This is a genomic window from Blastococcus sp. TF02-8 (assembly GCF_003319175.1).
In the GTDB taxonomy this organism is placed as follows: domain Bacteria; phylum Actinomycetota; class Actinomycetes; order Mycobacteriales; family Geodermatophilaceae; genus Blastococcus.
Map to the genome: position 1 here is coordinate 111265 of NZ_QOHK01000004.1, position 23147 is coordinate 134411.

Consider the following 23147-nt stretch of genomic DNA (forward strand, 5'->3'; position numbering starts at 1 on the left):
GTGCCCAGGGCCACGTGCGGGAGGGCAGCCGCGAAACACCCTCGTCACGCCCGGCTGCGAGAGTGGCGCGGTGACCGACCTGCACCACCACGGCGACGCCGAGCTGGCGCCGGGCCTCGTTGACCTCGCGGTCAACGTGCGGTCCGGGACGCCGCCGGCCTGGCTGCGTGCCGTCCTGCACGAGGCGGTGGACGCGGTCGCCGGCTATCCCGACCAGCGGACCGCCCGCGCCGCGGTGGCGGCCGCGCACGGCCGGGCCCCGGACGAGGTGCTGCTCACCGCAGGTGCGGCCGAGGCGTTCGTGCTGGTGGCACGGGCCCTGCACCCCCGGCACGCCGTCGTCGTGCACCCCTCCTTCACCGAACCGGAGGCGGCGCTGCGGGCCGCCGGGCACCCCGTCTCCCGGCTGCTGCTCGACGCCGCGGACGGCTACCGCTTCGACCCGTCCGCCGTCCCCGACGAGGCCGACCTCGTCGTGATCGGCAACCCGACCAACCCCACCTCGGTGCTGCATCCCGCCGACGCGCTCGCCGCGCTGACCCGACCCGGTCGCGTGGTGCTCGTCGACGAGGCCTTCGCCGACACCGTGCCCGACGAGCCCGAGTCGCTCAGCGGGCGCAGCGACCTGCCCGGGCTGCTGGTGGTGCGCAGCCTGACCAAGACGTGGGGGCTGGCGGGGCTCCGCGTCGGCTACGCGCTGGGCCCTCCCGACCTGGTCGCGGCCCTGGCCGCCCAGCAACCGCACTGGCCGGTCTCCACCCCCGCACTCGCCGCTCTGAGCGCCTGCACGACCTCCGCCGCCCGCGCCGAGGCCGAGGCCGCGGCCCGTGACCTGGTCGGTCACCGCGAGGCGCTGCTCGACGCGCTCCCCGCCGGCGTGGAGGTCGTGGGTGAGCCGCGCTCGTCCTTCGTCCTCGTCCGCGTGCCCGGGGGCGAACGGGCGCGGCTCGCGCTGCGCGAGCGCGGCTGGGCGGTCCGCCGCGGCGACTCGTTCCCCGGCCTCTCCCCCGACCACCTGCGTCTCGTCGTCCGGGACCCCGGCACCTCGCGCGCGTTCGCCGCGGACCTGGCTGAGATCCTGGCCCTGCCGGCGAGCCCGGCCTCGACCAGCGAGGAGGGCCGATGACCCCCACCCCGGTGTCGCCGGAGTCCGGCGCCGTCTACCCGGTCGGCCTCCGCCTGCGCGACCGGCTCGTCGTGGTGGTCGGCGGCGGGAAGGTGGCCCACCGGCGCGTCGCCGGCCTGCTGGAGGCGCGGGCGCGGGTCACCGTCGTCAGCCCCGAGGTGACCCCCGCGCTGGAGGCGCTGGTCGGTCCCGGCAGCCTGACCTGGCTGCCGCGCGGCTACGCGCCGGGCGACCTCGACGGCGCCTGGTACGCCGTCGCCGCCACCGACGACCCGGCCGTGAACACCGCCGTCGCCGAGGAGGCCGAGCGCAACCGCATCTTCTGCGCGCGCGCCGACGACCGTGCCGCCTCGAGCGTCTGGACCCCGGCGATCGGAAGGCAGGGCGACCTGGTCATCGGCGTCCACGGCGGTGGGGACCCGCAGCGGGCGATCGGCGTGCGCGACGCCGTCGTCGCCGGGCTGACCGACGGCAGCATCCGCGACCGCGCCGCCCGGCCCACGGCCGGCGGCGGCGTCGTCCTGGTGGGCGGCGGGCCGGGTGACCCCGGCCTGATCACCGTCCGCGGACGGCAGGCCCTCGCCCACGCCCAGGTCGTCGTCGCCGACCACCTCGCCCCCCAGGCGCTGCTGGCCTCCCTACCGCCCGAGGTGGAGGTCATCGACGCCTCGAAGCTCCCCCGCGGCCGCTCCATGGCCCAGGAGCAGATCAACGACCTGCTGGTCACCCACGCCCGGGCCGGACGGCGGGTCGTGCGGCTGAAGGGCGGCGACCCGTTCGTGTTCGGGCGCGGCATGGAGGAGGTCGAGGCCTGCGCCGCCGCCGGCATCCCGGTCGAGGTCGTCCCGGGCATCACCAGCGCGATCGCCGTGCCCGCCCTGGCCGGGATCCCGGTCACCCACCGCGGGCTCACCCACGAGTTCGTCGTCGTCTCCGGGCACCTGCCGCCGGGCCACCCGCAGTCGCTGGTCGACTGGCCGGCGCTGGGCCGGCTGCGCGGCACGATCGTCGTGCTGATGGGGGTCGACACCGCACCCGCGATCGCGTCCGCGCTCGTGGCGAACGGCCGGGCCCCCGGGACGCCGGTCGCGATCGTCAGCGACGGCTCGACGGCCACGCAGCGCAGCGTGCGCACCACCCTCGCCGAGCTGCCGCGTGCCCTGGATGAGAGCGGGATCCGTCCGCCCGCCGTCTGGGTCGTCGGCGAGGTCGTCGGGCTCTCGGGATGAGCGGCTCCGCCGCTCAGATGTTGGCCCCGTCGGGCGGTGGGCCCTCCGGCAGCGGTGCGGCGAAGCCGCTGCCCGACGGCGGCGGGGCGTCCATGCCGACCGTGTACGCCGTCATCGACAGCGAGCCGTACGCGTAGCCGTCGACGAGGACGTCCACCGGCGCGTCGGTCGCGCCCGCCATCCCGGCGACGTAGAGCAGCGGCAGGAAGTGGTCGGGCGTCGGCACGGCGAGGTCGAAGTCGCGGTGCCCGTCGAGCCGGCCGGCGTCGCCGGGGTCGGTGAGCATGCACTCCTTGGCGGCCTCGTCGAACCGCTGCGCCCAGTCGAACCCGGCGTCCGGCAGCGCCCGGGACACCCCGCCGAGGTTGTGCACCACGTTGCCGCTGCCGATCACCAGCACGCCGTCCTCCCGCAGCGGAGCCAGCGACGCCCCGAGCTGCAGGTGGTAGTCGAAGGACTTGAGCGCGTTGATCGACAGCTGCACCACGGGGATGTCGGCGTCGGGGAAGGCGTGCCGCAGCACCGACCAGGCGCCGTGGTCGATGCCCCAGCTGTCGAGGTCCCGTCCCACCCAGGTGGGATGCACGATGTCGGCGACCTCGTCGCACAGCTCCGGCAGCCCCGGCGGCTCGTAGCGCACGTCGAAGAGCGCCCGGGGGAAGCCGTAGAAGTCGTGGATCGTGCGCGGTCGCGGCATGGCGGTCACCGCGGTGGCCTGCACGTACCAGTGCGCGGAGACCACCAGGATCGCCCGCGGGCGGGGCACCGCCCGGCCGAACGCGCGCCAGGCCTCGGTGTAGCGGTTGCTCTCGAGCGCGTTCATCGGGTTGCCGTGACCGAAGAACGCCGCGGGCATCACCGGCATGGCTGACCTCCCCCTCGTCGGCACCGATCATCTCCCGCTCGCCCGAGGGCGGCGAGGTCTCAGTGCCCCCGGGCCACGGACTCCAGCAGCGCCTGGCGCTCTCCCGGCGCCCGCCGTGGGCAGGACAGGCAGGTGGCACCCGACGGCAGCCGGTCGACCAGGCAGCACGAGACCCGCCGGGTGAACCGCGTCCCCGCGACGTCGACGTAGCGCGGGGCCGGCAGCGGCGGGCCGACGGCCGCCGCGAGGGGCGCGGCCAGCGCGGTCACGGCCGCCACGTCCCCCAGCGCGCGACCGAGGCCGAGCAACCCGTTGGCGAGGGAGTCGGTGGCCACCGCCCACAGCGGCCGGGCCCGCATGCCGGCGACCTGGGCCAGCGCACCGACGACGGCGCCGAGCGTCTCGCGGAGCCCGGCCACCGGGTCGGCGTGACCGGCGGCGGAGACCGCCGCGACCGGCCGCCCGTCGGGGGCGAGGGAGACGGTGGTGTCCTCGAGCCGGGCCGACAGCGGCCGGCCCACCGCCAGCCCGGCCAGGACCGGCGCCGTCAGGACCGCCGAGGCCGAGTACCACCAGACGGTCGCCCGCACCCGCGGACTCGTCGTCCCCTGCGGTATCAGCCGGGCCAGCCACGCCGGGTCGGCCAGTCGCGCCGCCGGAAGCGCGGGGCAGCCGGGTGGCGCGACCAGACCGTGGGCGGCCGCGCCGGGGATGCGCGCCACCACCTCCGCCTGCGGTCCGACCACCGGGTCAGTCTGCGACAGCCCGACACGGGAAGACGCCGGAGGACCCGGGGTCATACGGTGTGTCCTGGACCACGTGGGCACCGTCGCCGCACCAGGTGACGCCGGATCGGGAGGACCCCATGAGCGAGACGACCCAGGCGACCGGCCGGACCTTCACGCCTCCGGCGGAGCTGGCCGCGCAGGCGAACGTCGGTCCGGAGATCTACGACGAGGCCGCCCGCGACCGGCTGTCGTTCTGGGCGGACGCCGCCCACCGACTCACCTGGGACCGGGAGTGGGACACGGTCCTCGACTGGAGCAACCCGCCCTTCGCGAAGTGGTTCGTGGGCGGCCGGCTCAACGTCGCCTACAACTGCGTGGACCGGCACGTCGAGGCCGGGCACGGGGAGCAGGTCGCCTACCACTGGGAGGGCGAGCCGGGCGACACCCGCACGCTCACCTACGCCCAGCTCAAGGACGAGGTCTGCCGCGCGGCCAACGCGCTCACCGAGCTCGGGGTCACGGCCGGCGACCGGGTGGCGATCTACCTGCCGATGATCCCGGAGGCGGTCGTCTCGATGCTGGCCTGCGCCCGCATCGGCGCCGTCCACATGGTCGTCTTCGGCGGCTTCTCCGCCGACGCCCTGGCCAGCCGGATCACCGACGCCGGCGCGCAGGTGGTCATCACCGCCGACGGCGGCTACCGCCGCGGCGCCCCGAGCGCGCTCAAGCCCGCCGTCGACGACGCCGTCTCGCGGGTCGAGGGCGTGCGGCACGTCCTCGTCGTCAAGCGCACCGAGCAGGACGTCGAGTGGGACGACAGCCGCGACCTCTGGTGGCACGACGTGGTCGGCCGGCAGTCCGCCGAGCACACCTGCGAGTTCTTCGACGCCGAGCACCCGCTCTACATCATGTACACGTCGGGGACGACGGCGAAGCCGAAGGGCATCCTGCACACCAGCGGCGGCTACCTGACCCAGGTCGCCTACACGCACTGGGCGACCTTCGACCTCAAGCCCGACCCCGACGTCTACTGGACCGCGGCCGACGTCGGCTGGGTGACCGGCCACAGCTACATCGCCTACGGGCCGCTGGCCAACCGGGCCACGAGCGTCATGTACGAGGGGACGCCGGAGACGCCGCACCGCGGCCGCTGGTTCGAGCTGATCGAGAAGTACCGCGTGACCATCCTCTACACCGCGCCCACGGTCATCCGGACGTTCATGAAGTGGGGCGAGGACGTGCCGGCCGGCTTCGACCTCTCCTCGCTGCGGCTCCTGGGGTCCGTCGGCGAACCGATCAACCCCGAGGCCTGGCTCTGGTACCACGAGCACATCGGCGGCGGTCGCTGCCCGATCATGGACACCTGGTGGCAGACCGAGACCGGCGCGCACATGCTCACCCCGCTGCCCGGCGTCACCACCCTGCAGCCCGGTTCCGCCCAGCACCCCTTCCCCGGCATCTCCGCCAAGGTCGTCGACGACGAGGGCAACGAGCTGGGCGACGACTCCACCGGGCTGCTGGTGCTCACCGAGCCGTGGCCGTCGATGCTGCGCACCATCTGGGGCGACGACGACCGCTACGTCGACACCTACTGGTCCCGCTTCGGCACGGACGTCTACTTCGCCGGTGACGGCGCGAAGAAGGACGCCGACGGCAACATCTGGCTGCTCGGCCGGGTCGACGACGTGATGAACGTGTCCGGGCACCGCATCTCCACCACCGAGGTCGAGTCCTCGCTGGTCGGGCACCCGACGGTCGCGGAGGCCGCGGTCGTGGGGGCCAGCGACCCGACCACGGGGCAGGGCATCGTCGCGTTCGTGATCCTGCGCGGGAACGCCGAAGCACAGGGGGAAGGGGCCTCGGGCGACGAGCTGGTCCAGACGCTGAAGACGCACGTCGCCAAGGACATCGGCCCCATCGCCAAGCCGCGCCAGATCATGGTCGTGCAGGAGCTCCCCAAGACCCGCTCGGGCAAGATCATGCGCCGGCTGCTGCGCGACATCGCCGAGAACCGCGAGCTCGGCGACGTCACCACGCTCACCGACTCCTCGGTCATGAACATGATCAAGGACAAGCTGCCCGCCGCACCCTCGGAGGACTAGTCCCCGGGGCGCCGGTCGGCCGTTCGGGGGAGCCGGGCGGGCGCGGTCGGCCGCGGTGGGGCACGATTCCCCTGACCAGCAGTGCAGAGTCGAAGGAGTTGCCCACGTGGCCCACAGCGTGACGCCCGGTCGGACCCCCGGGGCCACCGGTGCCGAGGAACCCTCCGTCGGCACGCTCGTGCAGAGCGCGATGGCCGACGTCTCGACGCTGATCCGCGGCGAGGTCGAGCTGGCCAAGGCCGAGATCAGCACGTCGGCCAAGCGGGCCGGCATCAGCGTCGGCCTGTTCGCCGCGGCCGGGGTGCTCGTGGCCTTCGCCGGGATCTACCTCTTCATCACGATCGCCGAGCTGCTCGACGTGTGGCTCCCCCGCTGGGTCGCCTTCCTGATCGTCACGGTGTTCCTGCTGGTCGTCGCCGGGATCGCGGCCCTGGTCGGCAAGAAGATGCTGAAGAAGATCGAGAAGCCGGAGCGGACGATCGAGTCGCTGCGCGAGCTGCCCGAGGTCATGCACCGCGAGGCCTCGGGTGCCCGGCACCGCGACGTCCCGGTCGTCAGCGGCGGCAAGGTCGAGCTGCACGACAAGCAGCCGTACTCGGTCTGACCCCGTGACCGTCCCCCCGGACGGCCGGCCCGACGCCACCAGCGTCCTGCTGCCCGGGCCGTGGACGCACCGCGACATCTCGGCCAACGGCGTGCGGCTGCACGCCGCCGAGGCGGGCGAGGGCCCGCTGGTCCTGCTGCTGCACGGCTTCCCGCAGTTCTGGTGGACCTGGCGCACGCAGCTCACGGCGCTGGCCGACGCCGGCTTCCGCGCGGTCGCCCCCGACCTGCGGGGCTACGGCGCCAGCGACAAGCCGCCCCGCGGCTACGACCTGCCCACCCTCTCGGCCGACATCGCGGCACTGGTCCGGGCGCTCGGCGAGCGGGACGCCGTCGTCGTCGGCCACGACTGGGGCGGCCTGCTGGGCTGGACGATGGCCGCGCTGCACCCCCGCGCGGTGCGCCGGCTCGTCGTGCTCTCGATGGCCCACCCCCGGCTGCTGCGCGCGGGGATGACCGACCGCGCGCAGCGTCGCGCGTTCCGCCACGCCCTGAGCTTCCAGGTGCCGCGGCTGCCCGAGCGGCGGCTCACGCGTGCCGACGACGACCCCGTCGCCGACCTCATGCAGCGCTGGGCCGGCCCGGAGTGGGCACGGACGGCGGACTTCGCTGCGGCCGTCGACCGGTACCGCGCCGCGGCCCGGATCCCGCAGGCCGCCTACGGCGCCATGGAGTACTACCGCTGGGCCGGTCGCTCGCAGCTGCGTCCCGACGGGCTGCGCTACGCCCGACGGATGGCCGCGCCGATCACCGCGCCCACCCTCCAGCTGCACGGCGCGCTCGACACCTGCGTGCTACCCGCGACCGCCCACGGTTCGGGCCGCTACGTCGCCGGCGCCTACGAGTGGCGCGAGCTCGACGACATCGGCCACTTCCCCCACGAAGAGGCCCCCGCCCTCGTCACCCACGCCATCGCCGACTGGGCTGGGCGCAGCCCGACGTGACGGACGAAGGACCCCGTCCCTCTCCCCACTCGCAGGCTCGTGCCGAGCCTCCGGACGGGGCCGTCATTCGCAGGGGCCGGTGTCGACCTCGGCGCGGGCAGCGCTGCCCTGGGTGGCGGCGTCGGCGACCTGGGGACCGGTGAGCGCGTAGCCCGTCTGCGGGTCGTCGATGGCCGAGGCGAACACGACGCCGAGCACGGTGCCGTCGGGGGCGAACAGCGGGCCTCCCGAGTTGCCTGCCCGCACCTGCCCGAACAGGGCGTAGACGTCGCGCACCACGGTCTGGGTGTTGCGGAAGTCCGGCCCGCTGATCTCGCCGCGGTCGCGCACCCGGGCGGGGCCGACGTACAGGGGCCCGCCGCCGGGGTAGCCCATGATGATGGCGTCGTCGCCGGTGTCGGCTGCCTCCGGCGTGAACTGCAGCGGGACCTGCGGGAGCCCGGGCACGGCGAGGACGGCGATGTCGACCTCCTCGTCGATGTAGACCGGGACGGCGTCGTACTCCTCGCCCTCGGCGAGCACGACCGGGTCGGTCACCCCGGCGAGCACGTGCGCGTTGGTCATCACCCGCTGCGGTGCGTACACGAAGCCGGACCCGTCGATCTGCCGCGAGCACGACGGGGCGATGCCGCGGATCTTGACGACCGAGCCCTTGACCGAGGCGACCACCTGGCTGGACTCCAGCGCGGGGTCCGGGGCGGGGACGTCGCGGGCCTCGGTGGGCGTGAGCGGGTCGAGGACGTCGGGCAGCCCGCGACGGTCGATCGCCTCGCGCAGGCTCTCGTACACCCGGCGGACGCCGTCGGGCACCGCGTCGTCCACGGCCTGCACCAGCGCGGACTGGCGGACCTGGCTGGCCACCTGCGGGAACGGGGAGCTCGCCAGCGGCGAGGCGACCATCCAGGCCACCAGGAGCACGGAGGCCGCGGAGACCACCGCCCCGGCCACCGAGTCGACCATCTTGGCCGGCTCCCACGTCACCCGGGACCGCAGCGCCCGGCCGGCCGCCCCCGCCAGGATCTGGCCCAGCAGGGCCCCGGCGAGCACGACGACGAGCGCGGCGAACACCCGCGTGACGCTGGAGCCGTCGATCCGGTCGGCGACCGGCCCGGACAGCTGGGCACCGAGCACGGCACCGCCGAGGAAGCCGAGGATCGACGTCGCCGAGACCAGCAGCCCCTGCCGGAACCCGGACAGCGCGAAGAGCAGGGCGAGCGCGATCAGCACCAGGTCGACGAGGGACACGGCGGCTACTTCTCGACCGTCATCGTGCCCACCTGTCCCAGCTGGGCGTGGAAGGTGCAGCTGAACGGGTAGTCGCCCGGCGTCGTGACCTCGAACTCGATGGTCTTCTGCTCGCCCGGGGCGAGCACCGGGATGCCGGCGTCGATCGGCTGCGGCAGCTCGTCGTCGGTGTACTCGAGGTTGTGAGTCATCTGGTCGGCGACGTTGACCACGGTGAGGCGGACCGGGCCCGGCGCGACGGTGAACCGGTCCGGGGTGAAGACGTAGTCGTCCTGCGTCTGCAGGGTGACCTCCTGGACGCCGTCGGCCGCGACGGTGACCTCTCCGAGCCCCTCGGGGACCGGCTCCTTCTCCTGCTGGTCGCTCCCGCAACTCACCAGCAGGACCACCGCAGCGGCGATCACCGCGGCCTTCTTGCGCGGTCCCGCCGTGAGCGTGCGAACGGTGCGGGGCAAGGAGGTCCTTTCCGTCATCGGGGCCGAACCGTACGCGTCGGCGGCCCGTCCGGCGCGGGATCGGCGACCGTCGGCGCGGCGCCGTCACCGGCGGGGTCGTCGTCCCCCGAGCCGGGAAGGGCGTAGGGCCTGATCGCGGAGTCCGGCAGCGGCCGCACGTCGTCGTGGTCCCACGGCCGGGCCAGGCCGGCGGCCTCGAGGATGGCGTCGAGCAGACCGGCGGTGAAGCCCCAGACCTCCATCTCCGCCACGCAGAAGGCCGGTCCGACGAAGCCCAGCGGATGCCGCAGCCGGTACCGGTTGGCGGGGTCGGCGAGCTCGGCCAGCGGGACCCGGGCCACGCGGGCCACCTCGGTGGGATCCCCCACGCTGACCTCCCGCGGGTCGTCCCACCAGCCGACGACGGGGACGACGAGACGGTTGGACGGGGGCAGGAAGAGCTCCTGGAGGGTCGTGAGCACCCGGACGCTGGCCGGATCGATCCCGGCCTCCTCCTGGGCCTCGCGCAGCGCCGTGCCGACGGGGAAGTCGTCACCCGGGTCGACCCCGCCGCCGGGGAACGCCGGCTGCCCGGCGTGGCTGCGCAGGTGCGGGGACTTCTCGATCAGCAGCACGTCGGGGCCGCCGGGGCCCTCGCCGAACAGGATGAGGACGGCGGAGCGGCGCGCGGTGGCGGTCGCCTGCGGCATGCGGTGGCGCAGGGGGAGCTCTGTCGCCCGGTCGACCAGCTGCCGCAGGTACTCCGGCAGGTCCTCGTCGGTGGTCCTCGCATCGGGGGGCGTGGCGCTCACAGCTGCACCCCGAGGTGCTCGGCCACGAGCGTGCGCAGCTCGTCGACGGAGCCCACGGGCCCGGCCTGCACGTGGACCAGCGCGCCGTCGGCGTCGAGGAAGTAGGTGTAGGGCAGGACGTTGACGCCGAGCTGGGCCATCAGCCGGCCCTCGCCGTCGAAGGCGCTCGGGAAGGTGACGCCGGCGTCCTCGGCGAACGCCGTCGCCTGCGGCAGGCCGTCCTTGCTGATGACGCCGACGACCTGCACCCGGTCACCGGCGGTCCGGGAGAACTGCTGGAGCAGCGGCATCTCCTCCCGGCACGGTGGGCACCAGCTCCCCCAGAGGTTCACGACCGTCGGGACCCCGGGCGCGCGGGAGAGGTCCAGCGCCCCGCCACCGGGGCAGTCCAGGGTCAGGGCCGGCAGCCGGTCGGCGGCGGCGACGTCGACGTCGGGCTGCTCGGGGCACGCCACCAGGCCCGACGTCTCCGGTGCCGAGCGCCCGCCCCCCGGGTCGCCGTCGTCCGCGGTGCAGCCGGCGGCCAGCAGCCCGGCGACCAGCACGGCGAGGAGGCCGCGGCGCATCACTCGGTGTCCGATGCTGCGGGGGTCTTGACCAGCTTCCCGGCGGTCTCCGGGTCGACCGGCCCGATGCCGAACGACGGGCACCACTGCGCCAGCCCGCAGGCGCCGCAGGCCGCCTTCTTGGCGTGGCACACCCGGCGCCCGTGGAAGATCACCCGGTGGCTGAACTCGGTCCACTCCTTCTTCGGGACCAGTTGCGCGATCTCGGCCTCGACCTTGACCGGGTCCTCCTCCTCGGTCCAGCCGAACCGGCGGACCAGCCGGCCGAAGTGGGTGTCCACGGTGAGCCCGGGGACGCCGAAGGCGTTGCCGAGGACGACGTTCGCCGTCTTACGCCCCACCCCCGGCAGGGTCACCAGGTCTGCCATGCGCGGCGGGACCTCGCCGTCGAAGCGCTCGACGAGTGCCTGCGCCAGCCCCAGCGCGGAGTTGGCCTTGGCGCGGAAGAAGCCGGTCGGCTTGAGGATCTCCTCGAGCTCGGTCCGGTCGGCACCGGCCAGCGCCACCGCGTCGGGGTAGCGGGCGAAGAGCACCGGCGTGACCTTGTTGACCGTCTTGTCGGTGGTCTGCGCGGAGAGCACGGTGGCCACGAGCAGCTCGAAGGCGTTGGTGAAGTCGAGCTCGCAGTGCGCGTCGGGGTGGATCAGGGCGAGCTCTCGGGCCATCCGCCGGGCACGCCGGGTGCGGGCCAGCGGCGTCTCCTCCGGGTCGAAGGGCGAGGCGCCCGTCAGGGCGGCGCGGGTCGGACGACGGGCACGGGCCGGGCGCGCGTAGGCCGGGGAGGACGCGGGTGCGGACACGCGGTCGAGCGTAGGCGGAGCTGCCGACCGTCTCCTCCCGTGTCATGATCGAGGACGGACCGCTCCCCCGGACCGACGCCCGACGCAGAGGAAGGACTGGCTGTGGTCGCCCTCAGCGTCATCCTCTTCCCCCCGCTGCTGATCGCCTTCCTGCTGGTGATGGAGCGCGTCGAGGAGCCCCTCCGCCGCCCGGCCGGCCCGCGCGAGGTCAACGAGTTCCTCAGCACCGCGACCCCCGGCGAGGTGGACACGCTCGCCCGGTCCGGCATCCGCCGGGCGCTGTTCCGCTGGCGGCGCCGCCGCCGTCGCACCCCGGGCAGCGACAACCCGCCCCTGGTCTGAAGAAGGACCTCCCTGCTCCCCACCGCTCGCTCGCTCACGCAGCGAAACCGGGCGGCGGCGGTTTCTCGCTCCATCGGGGTAGCCGGAGGGCGTCCTGACGGGTGACCGAGTCCACAGCCGCCTAGACTCGTCGCGGACACGGGCACCCCTGTGTCCGCGAACAGTGTGAGAGGACGTGCAGTGGACGAGGTGCTGGCTCAGTCGGGGCTCTTCCAGGGGCTCTCCGAGGATGCGGTGGACCCCGTCATCAGCCGCCTCGAGACGATCACCCTGCCCCGTGGGCGGGTGGTCTTCAACGAAAGCGAGCCCGGCGACAGCCTCTACATCGTCATGAGCGGGAAGATCAAGCTCTCCCGCCGGTCCCCGGACGGCCGGGAGAACGTGCTCGCCGTCATGGGCCCCTCCGACCAGTTCGGTGAGCTGTCGGTCTTCGACCCGGGCCCGCGCACCGCGACGGCCACCGCGGTCACCGACGTGAAGCTCGCCCGGATGCCGCAGAGCGTGCTGCTGCCGTGGATCGAGGCGCACCCGGAGATCGGCGAGCAGCTGCTCCGCGTGCTGGCCCGCCGCCTGCGCCGGACCAACGACTCGGTCGCCGACCTCATCTTCACCGACGTGCCCGGCCGCGTGGCCAAGGCGCTGCTGCAGATGGCCGACCGCTTCGGCAGCCGCGACAGCGACGGCCTGCGGGTGAAGCACGACCTGACGCAGGAGGAGCTGGCCCAGCTGGTCGGCGCCTCGCGCGAGACGGTGAACAAGGCGCTGGCCGACTTCGTGCACCGTGGCTGGATCCAGCTGCAGGGCAAGTCCGTCGTCGTCCTCGACGAGGAGCGCCTGCGCCGCCGCGCGCGATAGCACTGCGACCCTCCGGGACGCGAGCCGTCCCCGGTCGCGCGCGCAGCCGCTGCTCCGCGCCTGCGCGGACCCCTCCGGGGCCCGCTCGGCACGACCGTTCAACGCGAGAGGCCCGGAACCGTCCTGGTTCCGGGTCTCTCGCGTTCAGAGCTTCACGACGGAAGCGGCACCACGAGCCGGATGCGGGTGCCGTCGGGCAGCACCGCCCACTTGCCGTCGGGGGTCTCCTCGAAGCGCGGGCTGATCGGGTGCAGCGGCTGCGGAGGTGAACCGGTCAGCGCCGCGGCGACGTCGGGGAACGGCTGCAGCTGACCGAGGGTGTGCGAGGTCGGCGGGAGCATGGGGCGGTTCCCCGAGGCCAGCTCGGCCAGGGCGGCCGCCGGCGTCAGCCAGGAGGCCTCGTCGGCCTCTCCGGAGACGTCGCGCGCCTCCTGGCCCACCGGCAGGGCTGCGGCGAAGAACTTCGTGTCGTAGCGCCGCGGCTCGACCGGTGGGGTGATCCAGTGCGCGAACGGGCGCAGCAGGTCCGAGCGCAGCACGAGCCCGCGCCCGGCCAGCAGCTCCGCCAGCGACAGCTCCCGGGACAGCAGCGCCTGCCGCTGCTCCTCCCAGTCGTCGCCCGAGACGTCCGGCACGACCGCGCCGTCGGGCAGCCCGGCGAGCAGGACGCCGGCCTCCTCGAAGGTCTCCCGGACCGCGGCGCAGACGAGCTCCCGCGCCGTGCGCTCGTCGCAGCCGAACGCGCTCGACCAGTCGGCCGGCGAGGGACCGGCCCAGCCGATCTCGGTGTCGCCGTCGCGCGGGTCCACGCCACCGCCGGGATAGGCGGTCATGCCACCGGCGAACGGCATGCCCTTGGTGCGGCGGAGCAGGTAGACCTCCAGGCCGTGTGCGCCGTCGCGCAGCAGGAGGACGGTGGCCGCCTGCTTGGCCTCGGCCGGCGCCCCGCCCGCCGCGGGGCTCACCGGAGCTCGACGGTGAGCTCGACCTCGACCGGTGCGCCCAGTGGCAGCTCGGCCACACCGACGGCGCTGCGGGCGTGCTGACCGGCGTCGCCGAAGATCCGGCCCAGCAGCTCGCTGGCGCCGTTGACGACCCGCGGCTGGCCGGTGAAGCCCTCCGCGCTCGCCACGTAGCCGACCACCCGGACGATGCGGGCCACCGAGTCCAGCCCCACGAGCTCGTCGATGGCGGCCAGGGCGTTCAGCGCGCACAGCTTGGCGTCGGCCGCTGCGGCCTCGACGTCGACCGAGCCGCCGACCTTGCCGGTGCGGCGCAGGCCGCCGTCGACGAAGGGCAGCTGGCCGGAGGTGAACACCAGCGAGCCGGAGCGGACGGCGGGCACGTAGGAGGCGACCGGCGGCGCGACGGGGGGCAGCCGGATGCCGAGCTCGGCGAGGCGGGCGTGCCAGCCCTGCGCCGGGGCGGTCGGGCTGGTCACGCCGGGCGCTTGAGGTAGGCGACCAGCTGCTCCATGCCGCCGGGGCCCGGGAGCACGGTGACCAGCTCCCACCCGTCGACGCCCCAGGAGTCGAGGATCGCCTTGGTGTTGTGGACCAGCAGGGGGATGGTCGCGTACTCCCACTTCTGCCGTGCGGTGTCGCTCATGGGCGCGACGCTAGCGCAGCCCCTCCGGCGAGGTGCTGGAACGGCCACCCTCCAGGCGCCCGGACCGACCTCGCGAGGCCCGAGGGGGAGGTCGTCCTTGATCTAGGCTGGTGCGGGTGAGCCCCGATCGGTCCTCCCCGCGCCTGCACGTGGTCACCGGCAAGGGCGGGACCGGGAAGACGACGGTCGCCGGCGCGCTCGCCCTGGCCCTGGCCGCCGACGGGCGCTCGGTGCTGCTGGTGGAGACCGAGGGTCGGCAGGGCGTCGCGCAGCTGTTCGACACCGCGCCGCTGCCCTACGAGGAGCGGCGGATCGCGGTCACCCGCGGCGGCGGCGAGGTCAAGGCGCTGGCGATCGACGTCGAGGAAGCGCTGCTGGACTACCTGGACATGTTCTACAACCTGCGCCGGGCCGGTCGGGCGCTGCGCAAGATGGGCGCGATCGACTTCGCGACGGCGATCGCGCCGGGACTCCGCGACGTGCTGATCACCGGCAAGATCAAGGAGGCCGTCACCCGTCGTCACGACGGCAGCCCGGTGTACGACGCCGTGGTCGTCGACGCGCCGCCCACCGGACGGATCACCCGGTTCCTCGGGGTGACCGGTGAGATGTCGCAGCTGGCCCGGTCCGGCCCGATCAAGACGCAGAGCGACGGCGTGATGGCCGTGCTCCGTTCCCCCCAGACCGCCGTGCACCTGGTGACGCTCCTCGAGGACATGCCGGTCCAGGAGACCGCGGACGCGATCGCCGAGCTCACCGCGGCGGGGCTCCCGGTCGGTTCGGTGTTCGTGAACATGGCCGCCGAACCGGTGCTGCCCGACGCCGCTCTGGCCCGCGCCGCCGCCGGCGAGCTGACCGGCGCCGACCTCGCTCCCGCCCTGGCCGCCGCGCACCTGCCCGCTGCGGACGAGGTGGCCGACGCGCTGGCCGCGGAGGTGGTCGAGCACGCCCGCCGCTGGGCCGCGCAGGACGCGCTGCGCGAGCAGGTCGAGGCACTGGGCCGCCCCACCCTCGAGCTGCCGCTGCTGCCCGGGCCCATGGACCTGGGCTGCCTGTTCGAGCTCGCCGGCCGGCTCGAGGAGCACCTCGCCCCGGCGGTGGGAGCGCAGCGCCCCGCGGGAGCGACCGGGGACGTGGCCCGCTGATGGCCGCCGACACGACCACCGAGACCCCCACCACGGCACGCCCGCCCCGGCAGGCCCCGGCCATGGACCTGCAGCAGCTCATCACCGACCGGGACACCCGCATCGTCGTCTGCTGCGGCGCGGGCGGCGTCGGCAAGACCACCAGCTCCGCGGCGCTCGCGCTGGCCGCGGCGGAGGCCGGCCGCACGGTCGTCGTCCTGACCATCGACCCGGCCCGGCGCCTGGCCCAGTCGCTGGGGCTGGTGGAGCTGGACAACGAGCCGCGGCGGGTCGACGTCCCCGGTGCACCGGGCGAGCTGCACGCGATGATGCTGGACATGAAGCGGACGTTCGACGACGTCGTGTCCGCGCACTCCACGCCCGAGCGGGCCCAGCAGATCCTGGAGAACCCCTTCTACCAGGCGCTGTCGTCGTCCTTCTCCGGCACGCAGGAGTACATGGCGATGGAGAAGCTGGGCCAGCTCCGGGCCAGCGACCAGTGGGACCTGATCATCGTGGACACCCCGCCGTCCCGGTCGGCGCTGGACTTCCTCGACGCCCCCAACCGGATGGGCCGCTTCCTCGACGGCACGATGATCCGGCTACTCATGGCGCCGAGCCGGGCAGGCTTCAAGTTCGCCAGCGCCGGTTTCCTGCTGTTCAGCCGGATCGTCAGCAAGATCCTCGGCGGCCAGCTGCTGCGCGACATCTCTGCCTTCGTCGCGGCCCTCGACACGATGTTCGGCGGCTTCCGCGAGCGGGCGACGGCGACCTACGAGCTGCTGCGGCGCCCCGGCACCTGGTTCGTGGTCGTGGCCGCGCCCGAGCCCGACGCCCTCCGCGAGGCCTCGTACTTCGTCGACCGGCTGTCGGCCGAGGGCATGCCGCTGGCCGGGCTCGTGGTCAACCGCACCCATCCCCCGGCGACCACCACCCTGTCGGCCACCCGCGCCGAGGGAGCCGCCGAGGAGGTCGCGGAGTCCGGGGGCGAGGGCTCCGAGCTGGCCGCCGCCGCACTGCGCGTGCACGCCGGCCGGATGCAGGTGGCCGCACGCGAGCAGCACCTGGCCGACCGGTTCACCAGCGCCCATCCCGAGGTCGCCGTCCGCACCGTCCCGGCGGCCGCCGGCGACGTGCACGACCTGGACGGGCTCCGGGTGATGGCCGAGGCGCTGACCGGTCCGGACGGCGACACGCCGACGGGAACCCCCCGGACACGGATCCTCCCCGCGCGCCGCGGCTGACCAGGGCTTCGTGCGCCGCGCGCGTAATACCCTGGCCCGCGATGTCGGAGAACGCGCGCATCCGGACCCGTCTGCTCGCCAGGCTCGCCGCGACGATCGTCGTCGCAGGCATGCTCGTGGCGGGTCTCCTGCTGCCCTGGGTCGGGGGTGCCGGCCTCATCGCCCGCAACTCGGCCTCGCTGCTCGACGCGCTGCCGGTCGAGCTGACCGACAAGACGCCGGCGGGCAACACCAAGGTGCTGGCCGCCGACGGGTCGCTGATCACGAACTTCTACGAGAACAACCGCACTCCCGTCGCGCCGGACCAGATCGCCGAGGTCATGAAGCAGGCGCTGGTCGACATCGAGGACTCGCGCTTCTACGAGCACAACGGTCTCGACGTCCAGGGCACCTTCCGGGCGCTGGCCACCAACCTCGCGGCCGGGCAGGTCCGGGAGGGCGGCTCGACGATCACCCAGCAGCTGGTGAAGCAGACCCTGCTGCAGACGGCGACCACCCAGGCCGAGCGCGACGCGGCGATCGAGCAGGACGGCGTCGAGGGCCTGTCCCGCAAGCTGCGCGAGGCCCGGCTGGCCCTCGCCCTGGAGGAGACCTACTCCAAGGACGAGATCCTCACCCGGTACCTGAACATCGTGTACTTCGGGGAGGGCGCCTACGGCATCCAGTCCGCGGCCCAGCGCTACTTCAGCACCAACGCCGCCGACCTCACGCTGCCGCAGGCGGCCATGCTCGCCGGCCTCGTGCAGAGCCCGACCAACGACGACCCGATCACCAACCCGGAGAACGCGCAGATCCGGCGCAACCAGGTGCTGCAGCGGATGTTCGACCTGGGCCACATCACCCAGCAGGAGCTGACCGACGTCTCCGGGCAGCCGGTGCAGGTCGCGCCGGGGCTGGCCCCGGCCAACGGCTGCATCGACGCCGCGATCGGCGGGTTCTTCTGCGACTACCTGTACGGCTACCTCACCCGGGAGCTGGGGCTCACCGACTCCGAGATCGACAACGGCGGGCTGACCATCCAGACGACCCTGCGGCCGGACATGCAGGTGGCCGGGGACCAGGCGGTGCTGAACACGCTGCGCATGGGCGACGAGCTCGTCGGCACCTACACCGCGGTCGAGCCGGGCACCGGCAAGGTGCTGGCGATGTCGAACAACCGTCGGTTCGGCTGCACCGGCGCCGACTGCGAGTCGGTCAACCTGAACGTCGTCCCCACCAAGGGCTCCGGCTCGACCTTCAAGGTCTTCACCGCGGCCGCCGCACTGGAGCAGGGCTACTCGAAGTACTTCACCCTCACCACCAGCGACCCGTACGTGTCCAAGGTCTACAAGGACGGCGGGAAGGCCTACCGCGTTCCCAACGCGGGCAAGGGCTACCCGGCGACGCTGGACATGGAGAAGGCGCTCTACATGTCCTCCAACACCTACTTCCTGGCCCTGGAGGACAAGCTGGGCTCGGTCGAGGGGCCGGTCCGCATGGCCGAGCGCATGGGCATGCACTTCGACTACGCGGCCACCCAGTACCCGGCCGACCAGATCATCGCCGAGAACCGGGGCTCGTTCACCTTCGGCACCGACGGCGTGAGCCCGCTGGACCTGGCCAGCGCCTACTCCACGCTCGCCGCCAGCGGCACGCAGTGCGACCCGACGCCGGTGGTGGCGATCCTCGACCGCGCCGGCCAGCCGCTGACCCGCGACGGCAAGCCGGTCGTCACGACCGACAACTGCACGCCGGAGGCCATCCCCAGCGGCGTCGCCAACACGCTGAACCAGATGCTGCGCAAGGACGTCGAGCCCGGCCACAGCGGCCAGACCGCGTCGCGGGCCTACATCCCGGGCCACCAGATCGCCGGCAAGACCGGCACGACGAACGACAACAACTCGGTGGCCTTCGTGGGGTACACCCCGCAGTACACGGCCAGCGTCCTGGTCTGGCAGACGAGGGCCGGGAAGAGCGTCGGCGGCTTCGGTGGCGGCAAGGGCGCGACCATCTGGCACGACGCCATGACGCCGATCCTCAGCGGGCAGCCGGACGTGCCCTTCCCGCCGGAGGACCCCGAGGTCGCCGAGGGCGACACCGAACTGGTGCCGAGCTGCTCGTCGGTGTCGGCCTGCCAGACCGCCCTCGAGGGGGCCGGCTTCACCGCCACCGTCCGCGAGGTCGACAGCGGCGAGGCCGCGGGCACCCTGCTGGGCACCCAGCCGGCCGCGGGCACCCGGGCCGCCGCGGGCTCGAGCGTGACCATCCGGGTCAGCAACGGCTCGGCGGTTCAGCCGGAGCCCGCCCCCGCCCCCGCACCGGTCGACCCGAACGCGCCGCCGGCACCCGAGGGGACCGGCACCGGGAACCCGCCGGGTGCGCTCGGGCAGCCGGAGGCCGATCGCGGCCGCGGGCCCGACGGCACCGCCGGGGGCCGCCCCGGTGGTGGGCGCACCGGGGCCTGATCAGCCCAGCTGCCGCCGCACCTCCGCAGCCACCCGCGAGCCCTCGGCCCGCCCGGCGACGGCGCCGTTCGCCGCACCCATGACCTTGCCCATGTCCTCCATGCCGGAGGCGCCGGTGCGGGTGATCACGTCGGCGACGATCGCGGCCAGGTCGGCGTCCTCCAGCTGCGCCGGCAGGTAACCGGCCAGCACCTCGCCCTCCGCCTGCTCACGGGCGGCCTGCTCGGTGCGGCCGGCCGAGCCGAACGCCTCCGCCGCCTCCCGCCGCTTCTTCGCCTCGCGGCGCAGCACGGCCTGGACCTCGTCGTCGCTGAGCTCGCGGGCCTCCTTCCCCGCCACCTCCTCGGCGCTGACGGCGGCGAGCACCATGCGCAGCGTCGCGGTGCGCAGCTCGTCGCGGGCCTTCATGGCGGTGGTCAGGTCGGCGCGCAGCTGAACCTTCAAGTCGGGCACGTGCTCCAGCCTGACACGTCGCCGTCCGGACCCGCGCCCGTAGGCTCTCCCGTGTGCGCTGGTACACCGCCGTCCCCACCGCCGCCGTCGCCTCCGGCGCCGCGGTGACCGCCTACGCGAGCCTCTACGAGCGCACCCGGTGGACGCTGCGCCGGTTCGACGTCCCGGTGCTCGCGCCGGGGTCCGCGCCGCTGCGGGTGCTGCAGATCTCGGACCTGCACATGACCGCCGGCCAGCGGAGCAAGCAGGAGTGGGTGGCCGGGCTGGCCGAGCTGGAGCCGGACCTCGTCATCAACACCGGCGACAACCTGGCCGGGTTCGACGCGGTGCCCGGCACCCTGCGGGCCCTCGACCCGCTGATGGACCTGCCCGGCGCCTTCGTGCTGGCCAGCAACGACTACTACGCGCCGCGGCCGAAGAACCCGTTCAAGTACTTCCGCACCGACCACAAGCGGGTGCACGGCACGGAGCTGCCCTGGCGCGACCTGCGCGACGGCATGACCGCCCGCGGCTGGCTGGATCTGACCAACGCCGCCGGCGAGCTCACCGTCGGGGGGCGGCGGATCGTGTTCGCCGGGGTGGACGACTCGCACCTGAAGCGGGACCGGTACGACCTGGTGGCCGGCCCGGCCGACCCGTCGGCCGACCTGCGGCTGGGGCTGGCGCACTCCCCCGAGCCCCGGGTGCTGGACCGCTTCGCCGCCGACGGCTACGACCTGCTGCTCTGCGGGCACACCCACGGCGGCCAGCTGCGGGTGCCGTTCTACGGCGCGCTGGTCACCAACTGCGGGATCGACCGCGACCGGGTCCGGTGGCTGCACCGCTGGAGCGAGCCGAGCGCGGCCTCCCCCGCCGGCACCTGGCTGCACATCTCCGCCGGTCTGGGCACCAGCCCGTACGCGCCGGTGCGCTTCGCCTGCCCGCCCGAGGCCACGCTGCTGACCCTCACCCCGCGCCCCTCCTGACCCCCCGCGGGGGCGCGCGCGGACGAGCGCTAGACTCGATCAGCGCACCTCGGGGTGTGGCGCAGCTTGGTAGCGCGCGTCGTTCGGGACGACGAGGCCGCAGGTTCAAATCCTGTCACCCCGACCCTCCACTCAGGGGCCGCCGGAAGGCGGCCCCTGAGTCGTTCCCGGGTCCGCCGGTTGACGACCGCGCCCCGCGGGCATCGAGGACGGCGATGACCGAATGGCTGCTCCTGCTCGCCGCCGTGCTGCTGACGGCGCTCACCGGGTTCTTCGTCGCGGCGGAGTTCTCCCTCACCACGGTCGACCGGGGTCGCGCCGAGGAGGCCGCAACCGGCGGGAGCGCGCGCGGCCGCAGCGTCGTCCGGGCGCTGAGCAGCCTGTCCACCCAGCTCTCGGCCGCCCAGCTGGGCATCACGATCACCACGCTGCTGGTCGGCTACCTGGCCGAGCCGGCGATCGGTCAGCTGCTGCGTGGCCCGCTGGAGGGTCTGGGCCTCACCGGGGGTTCGGCGACCGCCGTCTCCTACGGGCTGGCCATCGCGCTGGCCACGACGCTGCAGATGCTGCTCGGCGAGCTGGGACCGAAGAACCTCGCGATCGCCAACCCGCTCTCCGTGGCCGGGTTCGTCGCCCCGGGGATGCAGGCGTTCACCCGGGTCACGCGGCCGGTGGTCGGCGCGCTGCAGCGGCTGGCCAACGCCATCGTGCGGCGGCTGGGCTTCGAGCCACGGGAGGAGCTGGAGACAGCGCGGGACGCCGACGAGCTCGCCGCCGTCGCCCGCCGCTCCGCGGAGGAGGGCGACCTCTCCCCCGTCGCGGCCCGGCTGCTGCAGCGCTCGCTGAAGCTCGGCGCGAAGTACGCCACCGACGTCATGACCCCGCGGACCCAGCTGTGGACCTTGCGGGCCAGCGCCACCGCCGCCGACGTCATCGCCGCCGCGGTGGAGTCGGGCAACTCCCGCTTCCCCGTCTACGGCTCCGACCTGGACGAGGTGACCGGCATCGTGCACGTGAAGCACGCGGTCGCCGTGCCGGAGGCCGAGCGGACGGTGCGCACCGCCGGCGAGCTGGCCTCGCCCGTCCTCGCCGTCCCGTCGTCGATGCAGCTGGAACGGCTGCTGGACCTGCTGCGCGACCAGGGCCTGCAGCTGGCCCTGGTCGTCGACGAGTGGGGCGCCACGCACGGCGTGGTCACCCTCGAGGACATCGTGGAGGAGCTGGTCGGGGAGATCGCGGACGAGACCGACCGGCCGCTGCGCGCACTGCGCCGGGTGGACGCCGACACGTGGGTTCTCTCCGGGCTGCTGCGCCCCGACGAGGTGCAGGACCGGACCGGCATCGCCGTCCCCGAGGGCCGCTACGAGACGCTGGCCGGCTTCCTGACCGACCGGCTCCAGCGGCTGCCCCAGGAAGGCGACGTCGTCCGGGTCGACGGGGTGGAGCTCACCGTCGAGACCGTGCAGGGACGCCGGGTCGCACGCGTCGTGGCCCGCCGGGTGCCCGGTCCGCCGGCCGATGCCGACGCCCCTGCCACCCGCGAGGAGGTGGCGGCGTGAGCGTCGTCAGCCTGCTGGTCCTGGTCGCCCTGCTGCTGGGCAACGCCTTCTTCGTCGCCGCCGAGTTCGCCCTGGTCTCGGCCCGTGCCGCGCAGATCGAGGCCCGCGCGGAGACCGGCTCCAGGCGGGCCGTGAAGACGCTGGCCGCGATGCGGAACGTCTCGCAGATGATGGCCGGCGCCCAGCTGGGCATCACGCTGTGCTCGCTGGGGCTCGGCGCCGTCGGCGAGCCCGCCGTGGCGCACCTGATCGAGGTGCCGCTGGAGGCGGCGGGGCTCCCCGAAGGGCTGCTGCACCCGATCGCGCTGACCATCGCGCTCTCGCTGGTCACCGTGCTGCACATGGTGCTGGGCGAGATGGTGCCGAAGAACATCACGATGGCCGGCCCGGACCGTGCGGCGCTGGTGCTCGGCCCTCCCCTGGCGGTGATGGTGCGGGTCCTGAAGCCGTTCATCTGGCTCTTCAACACCCTCGCCAACGGTTTCGTGCGGCTGTTCGGCGTGCAGCCGACCGACGAGGTGGCCGCGAGCTTCGACGAGACCGAGATCCGGTCCATGGTCACCCAGTCGCAGCGCGAGGGGGTGCTGGGCACCGAGATGGGCGAGCTGGCCGCCGGCGCGCTCACCTTCGAGCAGAACGACCTGTCCTCGGTGCTGCTGCCGCTGGACCGGCTCGTCACCGTGCCCCGCAGCACCACGCCTCGCGAGTTGGAGGCGACCGTCGCCGAGTACGGCTTCAGCCGGTACCCGGTGTCCGAGGACGGCGCGGGCCTGGTCGGCTACGTGCACGTCAAGGACGTGCTCGACGTGCCGGCCGAGCGCCGCGACCAGCCGATCCCGGACCGCGACGTGCTGCAGTTCGTGGAGCTGGGCGCCGGCGATCCGCTGCCGGAGGTGCTCGCCACCATGCGCAAGGCGGGCGCCCACCTCGGCCGGGTCACCGACGGCGGAGGGGTCCGCGGCGTCGTGGCCCTGGAGGACGTGCTGGAGCAGCTGATCGGGGACGTCCGGGACGCCGCCGCCGAGCGCCGCCGGGTCGACCGGCGCGTGCGCGCCGGGGACGCGGCGGAGGCGAGAGCGGGCGCCGGGGGAAGATGACC

General features: G+C 74.1%; 24 protein-coding genes and 1 tRNA gene. 14 read left to right on the forward strand and 11 right to left on the reverse strand.

Annotated elements, in window-relative coordinates:
* Window positions 1-70: 70 nt before the first annotated feature.
* On the forward strand, window positions 71-1126 hold the full coding sequence (gene cobC / locus DQ237_RS09765) for an Rv2231c family pyridoxal phosphate-dependent protein CobC (RefSeq protein ID WP_113799633.1): 1056 nt from the start codon (window positions 71-73) through the stop codon (window positions 1124-1126).
* A complete protein-coding gene (gene cobA / locus DQ237_RS09770; protein WP_113799635.1) occupies window positions 1123-2355 on the forward strand; it encodes a uroporphyrinogen-III C-methyltransferase in 1233 nt (410 codons plus the stop codon). Before cobC ends, cobA begins: the two co-directional genes overlap by 4 nt.
* 13 nt (window positions 2356-2368) lie before the next feature.
* Here the strand turns inward: cobA and ygiD are convergent, their stop codons facing one another.
* Both ygiD and DQ237_RS09780 read right to left on the reverse strand, forming a co-directional pair.
* On the reverse strand, window positions 2369-3220 hold the full coding sequence (gene ygiD / locus DQ237_RS09775) for a 4,5-DOPA dioxygenase extradiol (RefSeq protein ID WP_205730151.1): 852 nt from the start codon (window positions 3218-3220) through the stop codon (window positions 2369-2371).
* Between the two features lie 59 nt (window positions 3221-3279).
* Window positions 3280-3966 (reverse strand): (2Fe-2S)-binding protein, encoded by a 687-nt coding sequence (locus tag DQ237_RS09780; protein ID WP_240619545.1) that lies wholly within the window; start codon window positions 3964-3966, stop codon window positions 3280-3282.
* Between the two features lie 119 nt (window positions 3967-4085).
* On the opposite strand from DQ237_RS09780, the gene acs reads away from it, so the two are divergent.
* The 3 genes from acs to DQ237_RS09795 all read left to right on the forward strand — a co-directional run bounded on the left by acs (window position 4086) and on the right by DQ237_RS09795 (window position 7597).
* Window positions 4086-6050: an acetate--CoA ligase gene (gene acs / locus DQ237_RS09785; RefSeq protein ID WP_113800083.1), complete on the forward strand. Its 1965-nt coding sequence runs from the start codon at window positions 4086-4088 to the stop codon at window positions 6048-6050.
* 106 nt (window positions 6051-6156) lie between these two features.
* Window positions 6157-6654 (forward strand): phage holin family protein, encoded by a 498-nt coding sequence (locus tag DQ237_RS09790; protein ID WP_113799638.1) that lies wholly within the window; start codon window positions 6157-6159, stop codon window positions 6652-6654.
* 4 nt (window positions 6655-6658) lie between these two features.
* A complete protein-coding gene (locus DQ237_RS09795; protein ID WP_113799640.1) occupies window positions 6659-7597 on the forward strand; it encodes an alpha/beta fold hydrolase in 939 nt (312 codons plus the stop codon).
* A gap of 63 nt (window positions 7598-7660) precedes the next feature.
* Here the strand turns inward: DQ237_RS09795 and DQ237_RS09800 are convergent, their stop codons facing one another.
* From DQ237_RS09800 to nth, 5 genes are read right to left on the reverse strand one after another with little or no spacing between them, the layout of a single operon-like run.
* Window positions 7661-8842, reverse strand: a complete 1182-nt coding sequence (locus DQ237_RS09800) for a MarP family serine protease (protein WP_113799641.1) — start codon at window positions 8840-8842, stop codon at window positions 7661-7663.
* A gap of 5 nt (window positions 8843-8847) precedes the next feature.
* Entirely contained in the window at window positions 8848-9297 is a 450-nt protein-coding gene (locus DQ237_RS09805) for a cupredoxin domain-containing protein (protein ID WP_240619546.1), read from the reverse strand.
* Window positions 9298-9311: 14 nt separating this feature from the next.
* Window positions 9312-10088: a CoA pyrophosphatase gene (locus DQ237_RS09810; RefSeq protein WP_240619547.1), complete on the reverse strand. Its 777-nt coding sequence runs from the start codon at window positions 10086-10088 to the stop codon at window positions 9312-9314.
* A complete protein-coding gene (locus DQ237_RS09815) occupies window positions 10085-10654 on the reverse strand; it encodes a TlpA disulfide reductase family protein (RefSeq protein WP_113799645.1) in 570 nt (189 codons plus the stop codon). The genes DQ237_RS09810 and DQ237_RS09815 overlap by 4 nt, the downstream gene beginning before the upstream one ends.
* Complete coding sequence (gene nth, locus DQ237_RS09820; protein WP_113799647.1) at window positions 10654-11454, reverse strand: endonuclease III; 801 nt, start codon at window positions 11452-11454, stop codon at window positions 10654-10656. Before nth ends, DQ237_RS09815 begins: the two co-directional genes overlap by 1 nt.
* A gap of 102 nt (window positions 11455-11556) precedes the next feature.
* Here nth and DQ237_RS09825 point away from each other — a divergent pair, with 102 nt between their 5' ends.
* On the forward strand, window positions 11557-11796 hold the full coding sequence (locus DQ237_RS09825; RefSeq protein ID WP_113799649.1) for a hypothetical protein: 240 nt from the start codon (window positions 11557-11559) through the stop codon (window positions 11794-11796).
* 180 nt (window positions 11797-11976) lie between these two features.
* Entirely contained in the window at window positions 11977-12651 is a 675-nt protein-coding gene (locus DQ237_RS09830) for a Crp/Fnr family transcriptional regulator (RefSeq protein ID WP_113799650.1), read from the forward strand.
* A 152-nt stretch (window positions 12652-12803) separates the two neighbouring features.
* Here DQ237_RS09830 and DQ237_RS09835 read toward each other — a convergent pair whose 3' ends face one another.
* From DQ237_RS09835 to DQ237_RS19710, 3 genes are read right to left on the reverse strand one after another with little or no spacing between them, the layout of a single operon-like run.
* Complete coding sequence (locus tag DQ237_RS09835; RefSeq protein WP_113799652.1) at window positions 12804-13616, reverse strand: NUDIX domain-containing protein; 813 nt, start codon at window positions 13614-13616, stop codon at window positions 12804-12806.
* Entirely contained in the window at window positions 13613-14092 is a 480-nt protein-coding gene (locus tag DQ237_RS09840) for a RidA family protein (protein ID WP_113799654.1), read from the reverse strand. The genes DQ237_RS09835 and DQ237_RS09840 overlap by 4 nt, the downstream gene beginning before the upstream one ends.
* Window positions 14089-14259, reverse strand: a complete 171-nt coding sequence (locus tag DQ237_RS19710; RefSeq protein WP_166509561.1) for a hypothetical protein — start codon at window positions 14257-14259, stop codon at window positions 14089-14091. The genes DQ237_RS09840 and DQ237_RS19710 overlap by 4 nt, the downstream gene beginning before the upstream one ends.
* Before the next feature lie 116 nt (window positions 14260-14375).
* Between DQ237_RS19710 and DQ237_RS09845 the strand changes: the two genes are divergently transcribed.
* Genes DQ237_RS09845 through DQ237_RS09855 form a run of 3 tightly spaced genes read left to right on the forward strand, consistent with a single transcriptional unit; the run spans window position 14376 to window position 19071 of the window.
* Window positions 14376-15404, forward strand: a complete 1029-nt coding sequence (locus DQ237_RS09845) for an ArsA-related P-loop ATPase (protein ID WP_113800089.1) — start codon at window positions 14376-14378, stop codon at window positions 15402-15404.
* Complete coding sequence (locus DQ237_RS09850; RefSeq protein WP_205730152.1) at window positions 15404-16627, forward strand: ArsA family ATPase; 1224 nt, start codon at window positions 15404-15406, stop codon at window positions 16625-16627. Before DQ237_RS09845 ends, DQ237_RS09850 begins: the two co-directional genes overlap by 1 nt.
* Before the next feature lie 41 nt (window positions 16628-16668).
* Window positions 16669-19071 carry a penicillin-binding protein gene (locus tag DQ237_RS09855; RefSeq protein WP_113799655.1) on the forward strand — a complete coding sequence of 801 codons (2403 nt, stop codon included), beginning with the start codon at window positions 16669-16671 and terminating at the stop codon, window positions 19069-19071.
* Here DQ237_RS09855 and DQ237_RS09860 read toward each other — a convergent pair whose 3' ends face one another.
* Window positions 19072-19524 (reverse strand): GatB/YqeY domain-containing protein, encoded by a 453-nt coding sequence (locus tag DQ237_RS09860; protein ID WP_113799657.1) that lies wholly within the window; start codon window positions 19522-19524, stop codon window positions 19072-19074.
* A 53-nt stretch (window positions 19525-19577) separates the two neighbouring features.
* On the opposite strand from DQ237_RS09860, the gene DQ237_RS09865 reads away from it, so the two are divergent.
* From DQ237_RS09865 to DQ237_RS19910, 4 genes are all read left to right on the forward strand, one after another.
* Window positions 19578-20489 carry a metallophosphoesterase gene (locus tag DQ237_RS09865; protein WP_113799659.1) on the forward strand — a complete coding sequence of 304 codons (912 nt, stop codon included), beginning with the start codon at window positions 19578-19580 and terminating at the stop codon, window positions 20487-20489.
* Between the two features lie 50 nt (window positions 20490-20539).
* Window positions 20540-20613, forward strand: a tRNA-Pro gene (locus DQ237_RS09870).
* 91 nt (window positions 20614-20704) lie between these two features.
* Window positions 20705-22048, forward strand: coding sequence for a hemolysin family protein (locus DQ237_RS19905; protein WP_205730153.1), 1344 nt, complete (start codon window positions 20705-20707; stop codon window positions 22046-22048).
* Window positions 22045-23145, forward strand: a complete 1101-nt coding sequence (locus DQ237_RS19910; protein ID WP_205730154.1) for a hemolysin family protein — start codon at window positions 22045-22047, stop codon at window positions 23143-23145. Before DQ237_RS19905 ends, DQ237_RS19910 begins: the two co-directional genes overlap by 4 nt.
* The last annotated feature ends 2 nt before the right edge of the window (window positions 23146-23147 follow it).

Excerpts from the sequence above, each read along its gene's own strand:
- ygiD (WP_205730151.1), bottom strand. The coding sequence starts at position 3,220 with ATGCCGGTGATGCCCGCGGCGTTCTTCGGTCACGGCAACCCGATGAAC.
- DQ237_RS09850 (WP_205730152.1), top strand. The coding sequence starts at position 15,404 with ATGGCCGCCGACACGACCACCGAGACCCCCACCACGGCACGCCCGCCC.
- DQ237_RS09855 (WP_113799655.1), top strand. The coding sequence starts at position 16,669 with ATGTCGGAGAACGCGCGCATCCGGACCCGTCTGCTCGCCAGGCTCGCC.
- DQ237_RS19905 (WP_205730153.1), top strand. The coding sequence starts at position 20,705 with ATGACCGAATGGCTGCTCCTGCTCGCCGCCGTGCTGCTGACGGCGCTC.
- acs (WP_113800083.1), top strand. The coding sequence starts at position 4,086 with ATGAGCGAGACGACCCAGGCGACCGGCCGGACCTTCACGCCTCCGGCG.
- DQ237_RS09815 (WP_113799645.1), bottom strand. The coding sequence starts at position 10,654 with ATGCGCCGCGGCCTCCTCGCCGTGCTGGTCGCCGGGCTGCTGGCCGCC.
- cobA (WP_113799635.1), top strand. The coding sequence starts at position 1,123 with ATGACCCCCACCCCGGTGTCGCCGGAGTCCGGCGCCGTCTACCCGGTC.
- DQ237_RS19710 (WP_166509561.1), bottom strand. The coding sequence starts at position 14,259 with ATGAGCGACACCGCACGGCAGAAGTGGGAGTACGCGACCATCCCCCTG.